Raw genomic sequence first — 16,071 nt, 5'->3', positions numbered from 1 at the left:
AGAATGACACCCCTTTTGAGTGGCTGACCCCCGGAGCGCTTGCGACTCGAAGGCTTGAATGTTCATGGCAAAGTGCGTGAGCCGTTACCCGTCCGACGCCTTGCCACCCGACCGGGTACCCGCCGACGCGCCGGCCTTGACGCCCCCGGCGCCACCGCCCGGCGCCTTGCCCGCTCCACCCGGAGCCTCAAAAGACTCCAACGCCTCGAGGACGTCCTGGACACGGGAGATCTCCGTATTGATGTCCTCGCGCCGACGGACCAGCAGGTCCAGCTCCCGGCGGCCCTCGTCGACCATCTGCTCCGCCTCGGCCTCGGCGTCCGCGCGCAGTTTCTCGGCCACGCGGGTCAGTTCGGCCTTCTTGGTCTCGGCCTCCTTGAGGAGGGACTCGGCGCGCTTCACGGCGGCGATACGGACCTTGCTCGCCTCCGAATTCGCGTCCGCCAGCAGCTCCTTGGCCTTGGCCTCGGCCTCCGCCCGCTGCTCCGTCGCCGCCTTCATCAGCTTGTCGACGCGCTCACCGGCCGTCTTCATCTGCTCGGACGTCTCGCGCCGGGCGCGCTCGTGCAGCTCCTCGATCTCGCTCTCGATCCGGGTCCTGAGCTCCTCCGCCCGCTCCCGGGTGGCGGTGGCGTCCCGGCGGGCGCCGACGAGCAGCTCGTCCGCGTCCGTACGGGCCCGCTCCACCAGGGTGTTGCCCTCGACCGTGGCCTCCGAGGTGATCCGCACCGCCTCGTTGCGCGCGGCGCCGACCATCCGGTCGGCCTGCTCCTCGGACTCGGTGGCGGCGCGCAGCGCCTCCTCCTGTGCCTTGTTGACGAGCTGGTCGGCCTGTTCGGCGGCGTCCGCACGGCGCTTCGCCGCGGCCTCGCGCGCCTCGTCCAGCAGCCGGTCCGCCTCCTGGCGGGCCTCCGCGCGCACCTGCTCCGCGGCGGACTCGGCGTCGGCGCGCAGCCGCTCCGACTCCTCGCGGGTGCGGGCCGCGTGCTCCTGCGCCGAGCTCACGGTCTGCGCAGCCTCCGCGCGCAGCCGCTCGGCCTCGTCGGTCGCCTCGCCGACGAAGCGCTCCGACTGCTCGGCGGCCTCGGCGCGGAGCCGCTCGCTCTCGCCCGTCGCCTCGGTCAGGAGCCGGTCGGCCTGCGCCGCCGCCTCGGACCGGATCCGGTTGGCGTCCTCCCGGGCCTCGCCGCGGGCGCGGGACGCGTCCTGCTCCGCCGACGCCAGGGCGTCCGACGCCTCCGTGCGGACCCGCTGGCTGTACTCGGAGGTGTCCGAGCGCAGCTTCTCCGACTCGGCGATGGCCTCGGAGACGGTCCGCTCGGCCAGGGTCTTCGCGGCCTCGGACTCCTCGTGCGCGACCTGGCGGATCCGGTTGGCGTCCTCGGTGGCCCGCTCGCGCTCGGCATAGGCGTCGGAGCGGACCCGGTCCGCCTCCTCCTGCGCCTCGGTCCGCGTGCGCTCCGCCGAGTGCTCGGCGGCCGACCGCAGCCCGGTGATCTCCTCCGCGGCCTGCTCCTGCAGCCCGGCGACCGAGTCCCGTACCTGCTGGGCGGTCTGCTCGGCGGCGGAGACCATCTCGGACGCGCGGCTCTCCGCTTCCTCGACCAGCCGCTGGGCCTCCGCCTGGGCCTCCTCGACCCGCTTGCGGGCGGAGGCGAGGAGCTCCTCGCTCTGCTCGCGGGCGCGCTCGCGCTCCTGCTCGGCCTCGGCGCGCGCCGAGCCGAGTGCCTCCTCGGCGGCACGGCGGCGGCGGTTGGCCTCCTCCTGCGCGGCGGCGAGGGCCTCCGCGGCCTCCGCGCCGACCCGCTCGGCGGCGGCCGCGGCCTCGGAACGCACCCGGTCGGCGCTCTCCTGTGCCTCGTTCTTCAGGCGCTCGGCCTCCGTGGCGGCCTCGCTGCGCAGCCGTACGGCGACGGACTCGCCCTCGGCACGGGAGCGCGCGGCGTCGGCGGCGGCCTCGGTGCGCAGCCGCTCGGCCTCCGTCGTGGCCTGCTCCTGGAGCACACGGACCCGCTCGGCGGCCTCCGCGCGCAGGCGCTCGGACTCCTCGCTCGTCTCGCGGCGGATCCGCTCCGCCGCCGTACGCGCCTCGGCGAGTGCCTCCTCGGCCGCGGTGACCCGGGACTCGGCCTCGGTGTGCAGCCGGGTCAGCTCGTCGGCCGCCTCGGTCCTGCGGGCCTCGACCCCGCGCTCGGTCTCCTCGCGCAGCTCATCGGCCGCCTTCTCCGCCGCGGCGGTCAGGGCGGCGGCCTGCTCCTCGGCCTCGGCACGCAGCTTCTCCGCCTCGGCGCGGCTGCGTTCCAGTGCCTCCTCGGCCTGCTTGCGCAGGGTGGCGGCACGCTCGGCCGCCTCGGCCCTGACCCGCTCGCTCTCGGTGCCGGCGGAGGTACGCAGCTCCTCGGCGTCGGACTTGGCCTCGGTGAGCAGCTCCTCGGCGGTCCGGGCACCCTCCTCGAGCTGCTGGACGGCCTCGCGGCGGGCCTCGCCGCGGATCCGCTCGCCCTCGGCCACGGCCTCGGAGCGCAACTGCTCGGCCTCGCCGCGGAGCCGGCGGGCCTCCTCCTGGAGCTCGACCGTCTTGGCCCGGTACTCCTTGGTGTCGTCCTTGGCCGCGCCCTTGAGCTGGTCGGCCTGCTCCGCGGCCTCGCCGCGCAGCCGGTCGGCCTCGGCCTCCGCCTCGCGGCGGATCCGGTCGGCCTCCTCACCGGCGGCCTTGGTGGTGGACCTGGCGTCGTCGGACGCCTTGGTCAGGACCTCCTCCGCGCTGCGGGCCGCCTTCGCGAGCTGGGCCGCGGCGTCCTCGGCGGCCAGGGTGCGGGCCTTCTCGGCAGCCTCGGCGACCGTCCGCTCGGCCTCGGCCCGGGCGTCGGAGAGCGCCTGTTCGGCCTCTTCCTTGAGCGTCTCGGCCTGCTTCGTGGCCTCGCCGACCAGCCGGGCGATCTCGGACTTGGCCGTACGGGTGCGCTGCTCGTTCTGCGACTCGGCGCCGGCCAGCCGCTTGACCGCGGCCTCCTTCGCCTCGGCGAGGACCTTCTCGGCCTCCAGCCGGGCCTCGCGCAGCCGTGTCTCGGCCTCCTGGACGCGCTGTTCGGCGGTGCGGTTCAGCTCCGCGGTCTGCTGCCGGGTCTGATCGGTCTCGGCGGTGGCCGTCGAGCGGAGCTGCTCGGCGTGGCTGGTGGCCTCCTGTGCCTGCGTGGAGGCGGCGTCGAGCAGCCGCTCGGCGTCCCTGCGGGCGCGCAGCAGCGTGGACTCGGCCTCGGCACGGGCCGACTCGGCCTCGGAGCTGACGCGGCGACGGGTCTCGTCCGCGAGCCTGGCGGCCTCGCTGCGGGCGGCGGCCAGCGACTGCTCGGCCTCCGCGCGTGACTCGTCGAGGAGGCGGCGGGCCTGGGACTCGGTCCTGGCCCGCAGCTGCTCGGCCCAGGCGACGTTCTCGTTGACGTGGGACTCGACGGTCTGCCGGCGTTCCGCCAGCTCCTGGTCCAGTCGCTGACGCCGCTGCACGGCCTCCGCGTGCAACTCGGCCTGCAGACGGGCCTGGTGCTCCGCGTGCTCCTGCAGGATCCGCTGCGTCTGCGCCCTGGCCTCGCGCAGTTCGCGCTCGGCGTCGGTCCGCAGCTGATCGGCCTGGATCTGGGCGTTGCGGAGCATCTGTTCGGCCTGGTAGCCGATGTCCGCGCTGTCGTGCGCGGGACGTGTCGCCAGATTGCGCCGCGCCTCGTGCAGCTTGGCGCGCAAGACCTCGACCTGGTAACCGAGGTCCTCGGCGTGCTGGACGGCCTTCTCCCGGTCGGTCTTCAGCCGGTCCATCTCGGCTTCGAACCGCGAGAGATGGTCGTCGTCAGCTCGGTGGCTCTGCTGGCTCTCGTAGCCCCGCACTGCGCGGTCCCATCCTTCCCCGAGCTCTCGACTTGTTCCCCAGGCTCTCGACTTCGTTCGAGCAGGGGACGCCCCACTGAGCAGGGGGAGACCCCAACCCTGGTCGCAATTCTCCGTACGAGTACCGCCCGCCGGCGAGCGGGTACCCCCGGGGAATGGTGACAGACCGACGGAGGGGACGCGGCGCGGCCCCGAACCGGCCCCGGCCCGGAACCGCCCACTCTACCGGGCCGGGTATCGGTCGGGTCAGTGCTCTGTTGCCGAGGTGACCAGTTCGGTCAGGACACCGTGGCAGTCCTTGGGGTGGAGGAAGGTGATCCGGGAGCCCATGGAGCCGGTCCTGGGCTCGTCGTAGAGCACCCTGACGCCCTTCCCGCGGATGTCCGCGGCCTCCCCGTCGACGTCCGCCGTCCCGAACGCGATGTGGTGCACTCCCTCACCGTTCTTCGCCAGCCACTTGCCGACAGCCGAGTCCTCACGGGTCGGTTCGAGCAGCTGGAGGTAGGAAGCCCCGCCGTCCGAGGTGTCGTTGATCTTCAGCATGGCCTCCCGGACGCCCTGCTCCTCGTTGGTCTCGGAGTGGTACACCTCGAAGCCGTAGGTCGCGCGGTAGAACTCCACTGTCTTGTCGAGGTCGAAACAAGCGATTCCGATGTGGTCGATTCGCGTCAGCATGGAACCAGTGCAGCGCCCCGGGGTTGGTTACGCAACGTGCGCGCGATCACACCGACAGCCGGATGACGGGCGCCGTACCGCTCAGTACATTCAGGTAAACCCTCGTTCACAACCGATCCCAAGGGGCTGCGCCTCATGTCAGCAACGACCGGAACCACCTCAGTGATCGTCGCGGGCGCCCGGACGCCCATGGGCCGTCTCCTCGGCTCGCTGAAGAGCTTCTCCGGCGCCGACCTCGGAGGCTTCGCCATCAAGGCGGCGCTTGACCGGGCCGGCATCGGCGGCGACCAGGTCGAGTATGTGATCATGGGCCAGGTGCTCCAGGCCGGGGCAGGGCAGATCCCGGCACGCCAGGCCGCCGTCAAGGCGGGAATCCCGCTGAACGTCCCGGCGCTCACCGTCAACAAGGTGTGCCTCTCCGGTCTCGACGCGATCGCGCTCGCGGACCAGCTGATCCGGGCCGGTGAGTTCGACGTCGTGGTGGCCGGAGGCCAGGAGTCCATGACCAACGCCCCTCACCTGCTGCCGAAGTCCCGCGAGGGCTACAAGTACGGTGCGGTCGAGATGCTCGACTCGATGGCGTACGACGGTCTGACGGACGCCTACGAGAACATCCCGATGGGCGAGTCCACCGAGAAGCACAACACCCGCCTCGGCCTGGCCCGCGCCGACCAGGACGAGATCGGCGCCCTGTCCCACCAGCGTGCCGCCGCCGCCCAGAAGAACGGCATCTTCGAAGCCGAGATCACCCCGGTCGAGATCCCGCAGCGCAAGGGCGACCCGGTGCTCTTCTCCAAGGACGAGGGCATCCGCGCCGAGACGACCGCGGAGTCCCTCGGGAAGCTGCGGCCCGCCTTCACCAAGGACGGCACGATCACCGCGGGCACCTCCTCGCAGATCTCCGACGGCGCCGCCGCCGTCGTCGTGATGAGCAAGGCCAAGGCCGAGGAGCTGGGCCTGGACTGGATCGCCGAGATCGGCGCCCACGGCAATGTGGCGGGCCCGGACAACTCGCTCCAGTCGCAGCCGTCCAACGCCATCCGGCACGCCCTGAAGAAGGAGGGCATCGGCGTCGGGGACCTCGACCTCATCGAGATCAACGAGGCCTTCGCGGCCGTCGCGGTCCAGTCGATGAAGGACCTCGGCGTCACCTCCGACAAGGTGAACGTGAACGGCGGCGCGATCGCCCTCGGCCACCCCATCGGCATGTCCGGCGCCCGCGTGGTGCTGCACCTGGCGCTGGAGCTGAAGCGGCGCGGCGGCGGCACCGGGGCGGCGGCCCTGTGCGGCGGCGGCGGCCAGGGCGACGCGTTGATCATCCGCGTGCCGGGCAAGTAGTACACGGTACGAGCGAGCGAGGAGGCCGAGCGTGAAGGTGGACGTCCCCACCCTGGTCGAGCAGGCGCGGGAGGGCAGGCCGCGTGCGGTGGCCCGGCTCATCTCCCTGGTGGAGGGGGCCTCGCCGCAGCTGCGCGAGGTCATGGCCGCCCTGGCGCCGCTCGCGGGTCACGCCTACGTCGTCGGCCTGACCGGATCGCCGGGTGTCGGCAAGTCCACCTCGACCTCGGCGCTGGTCTCCGCCTACCGCACGGCCGGCAAACGGGTCGGTGTCCTGGCCGTCGACCCGTCGTCGCCGTTCTCCGGGGGCGCGCTCCTCGGTGACCGGGTCCGGATGTCGGAGCACGCCTCCGACCCGGGCGTCTACATCCGCTCGATGGCCACCCGCGGCCACCTGGGCGGTCTCGCCTGGTCGGCACCGCAGGCGATCCGCGTCCTGGACGCCGCGGGCTGCGACGTGATCCTCGTGGAGACGGTGGGTGTCGGCCAGTCGGAGGTGGAGATCGCCTCCCAGGCCGACACCTCCGTGGTCCTCCTCGCCCCCGGAATGGGCGACGGCATCCAGGCGGCGAAGGCCGGGATCCTGGAGATCGGCGACGTCTACGTGGTGAACAAGGCCGACCGGGACGGCGCGGACGCCACCGCCCGCGAGCTCAACCACATGCTGGGCCTGGGGGAGTCCCGCGGGCCCGGCGACTGGCGGCCGCCGATCGTGAAGACGGTCGCCGCCCGGGGCGAGGGCATCGACGAGGTCGTCGAGGCGCTCGAGAAGCACCGGGCGTGGATGGAGGAGCACGGGATCCTGGCCGGGCGGCGTACGGCACGGGCGGCCCGCGAGGTCGAGACGATCGCCGTCACCGCGCTCCGCGAGCGGATCGCCGACCTGCACGGGGACCGCCGGCTGGACGCGCTCGCGGAGCGGATCGTGGCCGGTGGCCTCGACCCGTACGCCGCGGCGGACGAACTGGTCGCGGGGCTCACCGGCGGGAACTGACGACGGCCCGGTCCCGTCCGGCTCCGTGCCCGGAGCCGGACGGGGCCGCCGGGCGGACCGATCAGTCGTCGTCACCGTCGTCGTCGCTGTCGTTGTCGTACCGGTCCACGGTGACCTTGCCGCTGCCGGCGTCGACGCGCAGTTCGTGCCGCTTGCCGTCCTTGCCCGTGACGTCGACGTCCCAGCGCAGCGCTCCGCGCCCGCCGTCGTCGTCATCGTCGTCGTCCAGGTCCACGGACGTCACCGTGCCCGGCTGCGCGCCGAGCGCCGCCTTGACGGCCGAATCCAGGGACACGGCCGCCTCGCGGGGCGCGTGGCGGTCGCGGTCGTCGTTGTCGTCGTCCTCGCGGTCGGACAGCACCGTGCCCTTCCGCGCGTCCACGGTCACGTCGTGCCAGGCCTTGTCCGAGCCGTACACGTCGAGCTCCCAGACCGTACGGGAGTCGTCGTCATCGTCCAGTTCGGCCTCGGTGACCGTGCCGGGGACGGCCTTCAGGGCGGCGCCGACGGCCCCGTCGACGGTGGTGCGCCCGTTCCGCTGCTCCCCGGTGCCGTCCGCCGCCCGGTCCGCGGTGGCCGTCCGGTCGTCCTTGCCGCCGTCGTCGGAGTCCGCGAAGGCGGCGGTCGTGACGAGCCCGCCGCCGACGAGTACGGCCGCGGTGAGGGTGGCGATGGCGATGTTGCGCTTCATGGTGGGTTCCTCCCCGATGGGATGTGCGGTGCTGTGCCGAACCGACGGGAACCACACTGGCCCGGCGATGCTGAACGCAGCCTGAAGCCACCTGAAGGCGTCTTCAGGTCCGGTTTGGGAAGCTGTCCCCATGCGCCTGTTGATCGTTGAGGACGAGAAGCGTCTCGCGACGTCCCTCGCGGGAGGACTCACCGCCGAGGGATTCGCCGTCGACGTCGTGCACGACGGCCTGGAAGGCCTGCACCTGGCCGGCCAGGGTGTTCACGACCTGGTGGTCCTCGACATCATGCTGCCCGGGATGAACGGCTACCGGATCTGCGCCGCCCTGCGCGCCGCGGGGCACGAGATGCCGATCCTGATGCTGACCGCGAAGGACGGCGAGTACGACGAGGCCGAGGGCCTCGACACGGGCGCCGACGACTACCTGACCAAGCCGTTCTCGTACGTCGTGCTCGTCGCCCGCGTCCGGGCGCTGCTCCGCCGCCGCCGCGGCTCCGCCTCGCCCGTGCTGACGGCAGGCACGCTGAGGATGGACACCGCGGCCCGCAGGGTCCACCTGGGTGAGGAGGAAGTGATGCTCACCGCCAAGGAGTTCGCCGTCCTGGAGCAGCTCGTGCTGCGGGCGGGCGAGGTGGTCGGCAAGGGGGACATCCTGGAACACGTCTGGGACTTCGCGTACGACGGTGACCCGAACATCGTCGAGGTCTACGTCAGCACCCTGCGCCGCAAACTCGGTGCCGCGTCGATCCGCACCGTACGGGGCGCGGGTTACCGGTTCGAGGCGCTGTGAGGTCCGTCCGGGCCAGGGCCGCCCTGGGCGCCACCCTGGTCGTGGCCGTCGCCCTGACCGTCGCGGGACTGGCCGTCCTGCTGGTGCTGCGCGGCAATCTGACGGACCGGGCGGGACTGGAGGCCGAGGTGGCCGCGCGCGAGGTTGCCGGAGAGCTGGCCCAGGGCAGGACGTACGCGGAGCTGGAGGCGGGCGACGAGGACACCCACCCCGTCCAGGTGACCGACGAGGAGGGGCGGGTGGTGGCCGTCTCCAAGGATCTGGAGGCGATCTCGGGGACGGGTACGGCGCAGGTCGTCCCGGCCCCCTCGGCGCCGGCGCCCAGCCCGGACGACGACGATGACGACGATGACGACGGGAACGACCCGCCACGCAGTGAGGTCTCCTCCGACCCGCCGGACCTCACGAACGGCACCGCCACCGTCGACGGCGAGCAGGCGGACTACCGTTTCGCCACCGTCGAGGTGACCACCGAGGACGACGTCACCCTGGCCGTCCACGCGGGCGCCCCGCTCGCGGCCGAGCAGGAGGCCGTGGACACGGTACGCAACTCCATGCTGACCGGGCTGCCCGTCATGCTGTTCGTGGTCGCCGGGGTGACCTGGCTGGTGACCCGGCGCGCGCTGCGCCCCGTCGAGGGCATCCGGCGGGAACTGGCCGCGATCACCGCGTCCGAGGACCTCGGCCGCCGTGTGCCCGAGCCGGACTCCCGGGACGAGATCGCGCGGCTGGCCCGCACGACCAACGAGACCCTGACCGTGCTGGAGGCCTCGGTCGACCGGCAGCGGCGCTTCGTCGCCGACGCCTCGCACGAGCTGCGGAGCCCGATCGCCTCGCTGCGCACCCAGCTGGAGGTGGGGGCCGCCCATCCGGAGCTGCTGGACGTGGCGGGGGCGGTCGCGGACACCGTCCGGCTGCAGGCGCTGGCCGCCGATCTGCTGCTGCTCGCCCGTCTGGACGCGGGGGAGCGGCCGGGGAGCGCGGCGGTCGACCTGGGCGCGCTGGTCCGCGAGGAGGTCTCTCAGCGCACCACGGACCGGATTCCGCCCGGGGTGTCCGTGGCTGACACCGGATCGCTGGAAGTCGCCGGGTCCCGGGGCCAGTTGGCCCGGGTGGTCGGCAATCTCCTGGACAACGCCGAACGGCACGCGGAGCGGTCGGTCGGCATCTCGGTGAGGGCGCATCGGGGCGACGTCCTCGTGGAGGTCACCGATGACGGCGCGGGCGTGCCCGAGGCCGAACGGGACCGGATCTTCGAGCGCTTCGTGCGCCTGGACGACGCCCGCGGCCGTGACGACGGCGGAGCGGGACTGGGTCTGGCGATCGCCCGTGACGTGGCCTCCCGCCACGGCGGCACACTCACCGCGGGTGCGGCGCCGGACGGCGGCGCGCGGTTCGTCCTGCGGCTGCCGGGGCGGTCCGGCGCGGGGCGGGAGACGACGGCCGACGACTGAGCGGGGCGGGAGCCGACGGCCCGGCGGGGCGGGGTGGGGCGGGAGCCGACGGCTGGGCGTCGCGCCCGCTACGGCTTGCCGCGCCGCCCGCGCAGATGGTCCGCGATGGGGGTCAGCGCCGCGTGCAGCGCGGTGAGCTCCTCGGGGGAGAGCAGGTCCATGAAGTGCCTGCGCACCGATTCGACATGGTGCGGTGCGACCTTCTTCATCGTCTCCGCGCCCGGATCCGTGAGGACGGCGAACAGTCCCCGCCGGTCCGACTCGCAGTGCTGGCGCCGCACCATGCCGGCGTTCTCCATGCGGGTGATCTGGTGCGAGAGCCTGCTCTTGGACTGCAGCGTGGCGGCGGCGAGATCGCTCATCCGCATGCGCTGGTCCTCCGACTCCGAGAGGTTGACCAGGATCTCGTAGTCGTTCATGGTCAGGCCGAACGGCTGGAGGTCCTTCTCCAGCTGATGTGTCAGCAGCCTGCTGACGTCCAGGTGGGTGCGCCAGGCGCACTGCTCGGCATCGGTCAGCCAGCGGGTGGCCGTCTCGGTCTCCATGTATGGATTCTACCTAAGATGTTGAAAGCCGGACGAAGTCTGGGGGTGTGACTCCTCGCACGTACTGCCGGGTGTCACACTCCGCAGACTACCGTTCACAGCCCGAAGCGACGCTGGAGGTCCCCCAGCTGACCGGGCATGCGGGGTGTGGAGCCGTGTTGACCGCCCGCGCCCCCGTGGCCACCCCCCGGGACTCCCGGCTCGTGCGGTACGGCGCCGGTGGCCTGCTCCGGCATCAGCACCTCGGTCGACTGGAGCAGGACCGTGCCCGCCCCGACGAACTCGAACTGGTGCTCCTCGCCCGAGGTGCCGCCGATACCGGTGAGTGAGCGGAGCCCGCCCATCACTCCGCTCATGTAGCCGTGGTCGTAGTGGTGGCACGGCGAGGGGCAGTCCGCCCACCCCACCAGTGCCTGCGGGTCCACCCGCAGGGGCGGCTCCATGAAGACCACCGGGCCGTTGGAGGCGGCGACGAACTTCCCCGTCCCGATCAGGGTCAGGAACCCCGGCACGATGGACTGCTTCAGTGCCAGTGTCGGCTGGTACGCCAGCAGGTTGCCGGACCGGATCGTGAGGTTGCCGTCCTCCAGGTCGAAGGAGTTCACGTCGAAGGCCCGGTCGGCGAGCAGCATCTTGCCGCTGCCCTCGGCCACCACCCAGTCGCTCGCGTGCAACGGCGAGTGGAAGCTCGTGCGGATCAGCCGGTCGAAGCGGCCGTGCCCGATGCCGTTGAAGTCGATCCGCCCGTAGTAGGCGATCATCTTGCCCTTCTGCAGGAACCACTGGCTCCCCTTGAGCTCCACGCAGAAGGTGTAGGAGTTGACGTTGTCGTCGGACGGCAGCGTCATCGGGTCGAAAATCACCGGCGTGCTCACAGCTTCTCCTCCGACGCCTGGACGTACACCGCTCCGTTGCCGCTGAGCTCCAGCTGGAACGCCTCTCCGGAACCGCGCCCCACCATGTCGCGCCAGCCGAGGGCGGTGGACAGCTTGTTGGTCACGTCCCCGTGGTGGGCCACGTAGGCCTGCGGGTCCACGTGCACCGGCCTGCCCGGCACGATCGGCAGCTCGATCACCCCTCCGTGCGCCATCACCGCGACGGCGCCGTGGCCCTTCAGTGTCGTCGTGAAGAGGCCCTGGCCCGTCACCTGGCCGCGGACCATGCCCATCACGCCGCCCTGCGAGCCCATGAACATCGTGCCCTGCGTGAGCGTCCCGTCGAAGGCGAGCAGCCGGTCGGCCTCCACGTAGAGGGTGTCGCCGGCCAGGCCGATCACCTGGATGTGGTGGCCTCCGTGGCCGAACATCACCGTGCCGCTGCCCTCGACCGTCATCAGCGGGGTCGCCTCGTTCGCCACCCGCCGGCCGATCATCGAGGCCAGGCCGCCCTGGCCGCCCTGGATGTTCGGTGTGAACGAGACATCGCCCCGGTACGCGATCATCGCGCCACGCTGGCTGTACATCTTCTGGCCGGGCGCCACCACGGCCTCGACCATCTTCGAGTTGATCTCACGGAACGGCATCAGACATCGCCCCCGACGGTGTTCCGCTCGCTGGGCTGGACGTAGACGAGCCCCTCGCCCTCGAAGCGGATCTGGAAGGACTCGCCGGAGCCCTCACCCATGAGCGTCCGGAAGTTCACCCCGGACTGGAAGTGCTGCTGGAGCCTGCCCTGATGGGCTATGTAGGCGCCGGGATCGACGTTCAGCGGGTACTGGGGCGTCACCCGCAGCACCACGGCCGTGCCGTCCGACATGATCGCCGCCTGGCCGGTGCCCTCGACGGTCGTGGTGAACAGGCCGTTGCCGCTCGCCCCGCCGCGCAGGCCGGTGAACGACGTACCGGTGCGCAGCCCCGCATCGGTGGCGAGCAGGTTGCTCGCCTCGACGTACAGGGTCTCGCCGTGCAGCGAGACGAGGTTGATCTCGCTCGCCCGGTCGGCGAAATAGCAGGTGCCCTGCCCCTTCACCTCCATCATCACCATCTGCTCGCCGGTCAGCCGGCGGGTCACCATGCCGCGTATGCCCTCACCGCCGCCGGACATCTTCTTGAACGCCATCCGGCCGTCGTACGCGACCATCGAGCCGTTCTTCGCCTTGACGGCGTCGCCTGTCAGGTCGACGGCGAGCGTCTTGCTGCCTTGGAGTCGGAACATCGCCACGGCTCGACGGTAGCGGCAGGGAAGTCCGACGGACAGAGCCAGGTGCCCCGTACCGGCCCCGACGGGACCCTGATATGCGCCGATACGCACCCCGGGCGCGGGGCGCGGACCCCCTGCCGGGGAGGGGCGCGGACGATGCCACAATGGCTGTGCTTGTGCCTGCGTTCACAAGCCGACACGCCCCTCCCACCGAAGGTGCCCTCGTGGACATCAAGACCGCTTCCGCCCTGCACCGGCTGCGCCTCATCTCGCTTCCCGAGGCGCTGTCCTTCCCGGCGCTGCTCATCTTCGGCTCGCTGCTGATGCGGGTCTCGGACATCGACTTCCTGATGCCGCCCCTCGGCGCGCTGCACGGCCTGCTCTTCACGATCTACGTGGTGTTCCTGATCGACGTGTGGGTCAAGGCCAAGTGGCCGCTCAAGCGCGTCGCCCTGTTCTTCCTCCTCGCGGTCGTGCCCTTCGGCGGCCTCTACGGCGAGAAGCTGCTCAAGAAGTACGAGGCCGACGGTGTCATCGCCGCCCGCGCCCGCGCCGAGGGGACGGTCAGCGCGTGATCGTCGCCTTCTCCGTCAGTCCGCTGGGTGTGGGCGAGGACGTCGGCGAGTACGTCGCCGACGCCGTCCGTGTCGTCCGGGAGTCGGGGCTGCCCAACCGTACGGACGCCATGTTCACCTCGATCGAAGGCGAATGGGACGAGGTCATGGACGTCGTCAAGCGTGCCGTCGCCGCCGTCGAGGCACGCGCGGGCCGGGTCTCCCTGGTGCTGAAGGCCGACATCCGGCCGGGCGTCACCGACGGCCTGACCTCCAAGGTCGATACGGTGGAGCGGCACCTGGCGGGCTGACGCGCCGTCCGCCCCGTCCTTCGTCCACGAAGAGCCCCCGGCCCCGGGGGCTCTTCCCGTTCGGGCGAAGAAATCCCCTCACTCGGACCTGCCGGGTCGACACCTTGCCGTATCTCCCCTTCTGTGGGCATACCGGTGTCTTCGACCATGGGAGGCGTGATGCCGTCGGAGGGTGACGACCACGACAGCCGCGGGCGTCTCGCGGAACCGTCCGCGAGGCGGTACCGGGTGAGGCACCGCCGTCTGCCCGGCGCCGGGGCGCACCGGACGGGAGCGGTGCTCCTGGCGGCTCTCGCCCCCGCGCTCACCGGACTGCTCCTGCTCCACCTGCTCTGGCCCACGCACTGGTCCGCGCGCGGGGGCGGCGGGCGATGGCTGGTGCTCGCCGACTCCGTGATGCTGGTGTCGGTCGGCCTGGCCGAGCTGTTCCTGCTGGTCAACGCCGTCGCCGTCGCGTACGCCGCGTCCGTGGCCAGGGACCCCGCCCCGGTGGCTCCGGAGCCCGGCACCCCGGCTGCCCTCCTCATCACGTACGTGCCGGGCGGGGAGCCCCTCTCCGCGGTGCGGAGGACCCTGGAAGGCGCCGTACGGGTGCGCCACCCCGGTCCGCTGGACGTGTGGCTGCTCGACGAGGGTGACGACCCGGAGGCCAGGATGCTCTGCGCCGAGCTGGGCGTGCACCACTTCACCCGCCTCGGGGTGCCCGAGTGGAACCAGGAGGAGGGGCCGCACCGGGCCGGCACGAAGCACGGCAACCACAACGCCTGGCTCGCCAAGCACGGTGACGCCTACGAGATCCTCGCCGCCGTGGAGACCGGTCACGTCCCGCGGCCGGGATTCCTGGAGCGGACGACGGGCTACTTCCGTGACCCCGACGTCGCCTTCGTCGTCGGCCGGCGGGCCGACGCGAGCGGCGGGACGGACGCGGCCCGGTGGTCCCGGCCGTCCCCCTTCGACGTACTGGTCCAGCGCGCGGGCAACCGGCACGGCACACCCGTGCTGGCCGGCACCGGAGCCGTCCTGCGCGTCGCGGCGCTGCGCGGGGCCGGAGGCTTCCACGGCTCGGACGCGGAGGACCTGACCACCGGTTTCGAGATCCACCGCCTGCGCAACCCGTCGACCGGGCGGTACTGGCTCTCGGTCCGGACCCCGGACGCGCGGCCCGCCCAGGGAGGTCCGGCCCTGCCCGCGGAGCGCGCCGCCCGGAGACCGGTCCCGGCGCCGGCGACGAGCGGGGTGCTCCTGCGGCAGTACGGAAAGGCGCTCTTCAGCACGGGGCCCGGACGGCTGCTCAGCTACACGCTGACGCTGCTGCGCCGCCCGGTGACGGCGGCCACCCGCCTCCTCGGCGCGCTGAGCCTCCTGCTGGCCTGCACGCACACGGCGATGGGCGTGTGGGCGGTGCTCCCCCTGGCCACCGCCCTCCTGCCGGGTGTGGTGCCGGCCCTCACCGCGGTGCGCTCGCGCGGGAGCCGGCGAGCCGAGGGCGGATCCCCCGCGGTGCGCCCCGTGCGGGAGACCGACGCGAAGACGGAGCCCGCTCTCGCAGCCACCACCCCGGCGGGAGGGAACTGACCCACGCCCGCGCGCCGCGCCCCGCGCCGGGGACCCCCGCACACGACCCCGCTCTCCGGACTCCCCGCGCGACCCGCGCTCAGGACTCCTGCGCCGTCAGCGCGATGCCCAGCGGTGTGCGCTCGTACAGCACCTGGTGGCCGTATCTCCGCGAGGTGAGCAGGCCCGCCGCCCGCAGCACCGACAGGTGCTCCGACACGGAGGACGGGGCGAGCGAGAGCCGGTGCGCCAGCGCGCTCGTCCCGGCCGGTTCCCCGAGGGCGCACAGGACATCGGCGCGTGCCCTGCCCAGCAGCCGGGCGAGCGTCCGGGGCGTCCGCTCGGCGGCCTCCGCCCACAGCCCGCCGATGCCGCGGGCGGGATAGATCACCGCGGGCTGCCAGGGCGCTTCGTGGCCGCCGACCACATCCGGCCACACGAAGACGCTGGGCATCAGCACGAGCCCCTGTCCTCCCAGGACCCGGCTGTGGTTCCCCCGGGTGCCGGCCACGGTCAGTGTCGAGTCCGCCCAGCGCAGCTGCGGGCTGATCTCGCCGAGCAGCCGCTCGAAACCGGTCTCGGCGAGGCGGCGCGAGTGGAAGGCGATGTCCGCCTCCAGCAGGGCGCGCAGCCGGGGCCAGTGCGGCTCGACCATCACTTCCCAGGCCCGCTCCAGCAGATCCGCCAGTTCCCGGACCGCCCCCGCGGGGTCCGACAGCAGCCGCTGTCCGACGGGGGAGTGCGTGCCACCCGGGGAGTCGGCGAGCGCGAGCGCCATGTCGGCGCGGGCGGTCGCCGGGTCCGTCGCGCGTACGGCCGCGATCTCCTCGGCGAAGGTGGCGAGCGGCCCGAGCGGTGGCGGACAGATGAAGTCGGGGTTGTGGCCGCCGTCCGGCATCAGCGCCCACAGCGGGCCGAGATCCAGTCCGGCGGCGCCCTCCGCGATACGCCGGAGCCAGGGCAGGTGGTAGCCGTGCCGGCCGGGGCGGTGGAGGGTGCGCACCGCCTCCTGCGTCTCCCACAGCGGTGAGAGCGCGAAGCGGCAGCGGAGCAGATCGCTCTCGTCGAAGTGCAGATGGAACGGCACGGGCCCCCCGACTTTCGGCGTGAGCCGAAAGTCTACGGGGAGACCGGGGCGCTGCTCCAC

15 protein-coding genes are annotated in these 16,071 nt (G+C 72.6%); 7 read left to right on the top strand and 8 right to left on the bottom strand.

Translation table 11 applies throughout. From position 1 onward, the window contains the following. Positions 1-84 precede the first annotated feature (84 nt). A complete protein-coding gene (gene scy / locus ACIRJR_RS27445; protein WP_403785375.1) occupies positions 85-3,879 on the bottom strand; it encodes a polarized growth protein Scy in 3,795 nt (1,264 codons plus the stop codon). A gap of 246 nt (positions 3,880-4,125) precedes the next feature. Continuing rightward, complete coding sequence (gene mce / locus ACIRJR_RS27440) at positions 4,126-4,554, bottom strand: methylmalonyl-CoA epimerase (RefSeq protein WP_403785372.1); 429 nt, start codon at positions 4,552-4,554, stop codon at positions 4,126-4,128. Between the two features lie 135 nt (positions 4,555-4,689). Between mce and ACIRJR_RS27435 the strand changes: the two genes are divergently transcribed. Both ACIRJR_RS27435 and meaB read left to right on the top strand, forming a co-directional pair. Continuing rightward, entirely contained in the window at positions 4,690-5,892 is a 1,203-nt protein-coding gene (locus tag ACIRJR_RS27435) for an acetyl-CoA C-acetyltransferase (protein ID WP_403785369.1), read from the top strand. A 31-nt stretch (positions 5,893-5,923) separates the two neighbouring features. Next, a complete protein-coding gene (gene meaB / locus ACIRJR_RS27430; RefSeq protein WP_403785366.1) occupies positions 5,924-6,886 on the top strand; it encodes a methylmalonyl Co-A mutase-associated GTPase MeaB in 963 nt (320 codons plus the stop codon). A gap of 61 nt (positions 6,887-6,947) precedes the next feature. Here the strand turns inward: meaB and ACIRJR_RS27425 are convergent, their stop codons facing one another. Beyond that, entirely contained in the window at positions 6,948-7,577 is a 630-nt protein-coding gene (locus ACIRJR_RS27425) for a PepSY domain-containing protein (protein WP_403785363.1), read from the bottom strand. 130 nt (positions 7,578-7,707) lie between these two features. On the opposite strand from ACIRJR_RS27425, the gene ACIRJR_RS27420 reads away from it, so the two are divergent. Both ACIRJR_RS27420 and ACIRJR_RS27415 read left to right on the top strand, forming a co-directional pair. Further along, a complete protein-coding gene (locus ACIRJR_RS27420) occupies positions 7,708-8,367 on the top strand; it encodes a response regulator transcription factor (RefSeq protein WP_403785360.1) in 660 nt (219 codons plus the stop codon). Continuing rightward, positions 8,364-9,821: an ATP-binding protein gene (locus ACIRJR_RS27415; protein ID WP_403785357.1), complete on the top strand. Its 1,458-nt coding sequence runs from the start codon at positions 8,364-8,366 to the stop codon at positions 9,819-9,821. The genes ACIRJR_RS27420 and ACIRJR_RS27415 overlap by 4 nt, the downstream gene beginning before the upstream one ends. A 68-nt stretch (positions 9,822-9,889) precedes the next feature. On the opposite strand, the gene ACIRJR_RS27410 is transcribed toward ACIRJR_RS27415, so the two are convergent. The 4 genes from ACIRJR_RS27410 to ACIRJR_RS27395 form a co-directional block, all read right to left on the bottom strand. Next, complete coding sequence (locus ACIRJR_RS27410) at positions 9,890-10,366, bottom strand: MarR family winged helix-turn-helix transcriptional regulator (RefSeq protein WP_403785355.1); 477 nt, start codon at positions 10,364-10,366, stop codon at positions 9,890-9,892. Positions 10,367-10,461: 95 nt separating this feature from the next. Beyond that, positions 10,462-11,241, bottom strand: coding sequence for an AIM24 family protein (locus ACIRJR_RS27405; RefSeq protein ID WP_403785352.1), 780 nt, complete (start codon positions 11,239-11,241; stop codon positions 10,462-10,464). Next, entirely contained in the window at positions 11,238-11,888 is a 651-nt protein-coding gene (locus tag ACIRJR_RS27400) for an AIM24 family protein (protein ID WP_403785350.1), read from the bottom strand. The genes ACIRJR_RS27405 and ACIRJR_RS27400 overlap by 4 nt, the downstream gene beginning before the upstream one ends. Next, positions 11,888-12,520 (bottom strand): AIM24 family protein, encoded by a 633-nt coding sequence (locus tag ACIRJR_RS27395; RefSeq protein WP_403785621.1) that lies wholly within the window; start codon positions 12,518-12,520, stop codon positions 11,888-11,890. The genes ACIRJR_RS27400 and ACIRJR_RS27395 overlap by 1 nt, the downstream gene beginning before the upstream one ends. A 209-nt stretch (positions 12,521-12,729) precedes the next feature. Between ACIRJR_RS27395 and ACIRJR_RS27390 the strand changes: the two genes are divergently transcribed. The 3 genes from ACIRJR_RS27390 (at position 12,730) to ACIRJR_RS27380 (ending at position 14,945) form a co-directional block, all read left to right on the top strand. After that, the gene (locus ACIRJR_RS27390; RefSeq protein ID WP_403785347.1) at positions 12,730-13,080 is read left to right on the top strand and encodes a DUF3817 domain-containing protein; all 351 of its coding nucleotides are present in this window, start codon (positions 12,730-12,732) and stop codon (positions 13,078-13,080) included. Continuing rightward, positions 13,077-13,370, top strand: a complete 294-nt coding sequence (locus ACIRJR_RS27385; RefSeq protein ID WP_403785344.1) for an MTH1187 family thiamine-binding protein — start codon at positions 13,077-13,079, stop codon at positions 13,368-13,370. The genes ACIRJR_RS27390 and ACIRJR_RS27385 overlap by 4 nt, the downstream gene beginning before the upstream one ends. Positions 13,371-13,529: 159 nt before the next feature. After that, complete coding sequence (locus tag ACIRJR_RS27380; protein WP_403785619.1) at positions 13,530-14,945, top strand: glycosyl transferase; 1,416 nt, start codon at positions 13,530-13,532, stop codon at positions 14,943-14,945. Between the two features lie 79 nt (positions 14,946-15,024). Here the strand turns inward: ACIRJR_RS27380 and ACIRJR_RS27375 are convergent, their stop codons facing one another. Continuing rightward, entirely contained in the window at positions 15,025-16,011 is a 987-nt protein-coding gene (locus ACIRJR_RS27375; RefSeq protein WP_403785341.1) for a DUF5937 family protein, read from the bottom strand. Positions 16,012-16,071: the final 60 nt, after the last annotated feature.

The sequence above is a fragment of the Streptomyces sp. NPDC102402 genome, from assembly GCF_044765765.1.
Classification (GTDB): Bacteria; Actinomycetota; Actinomycetes; order Streptomycetales; family Streptomycetaceae; genus Streptomyces.
Note: the sequence above shows the minus strand (reverse complement) of the source record. Positions and strands in the feature narration are given on the sequence as shown.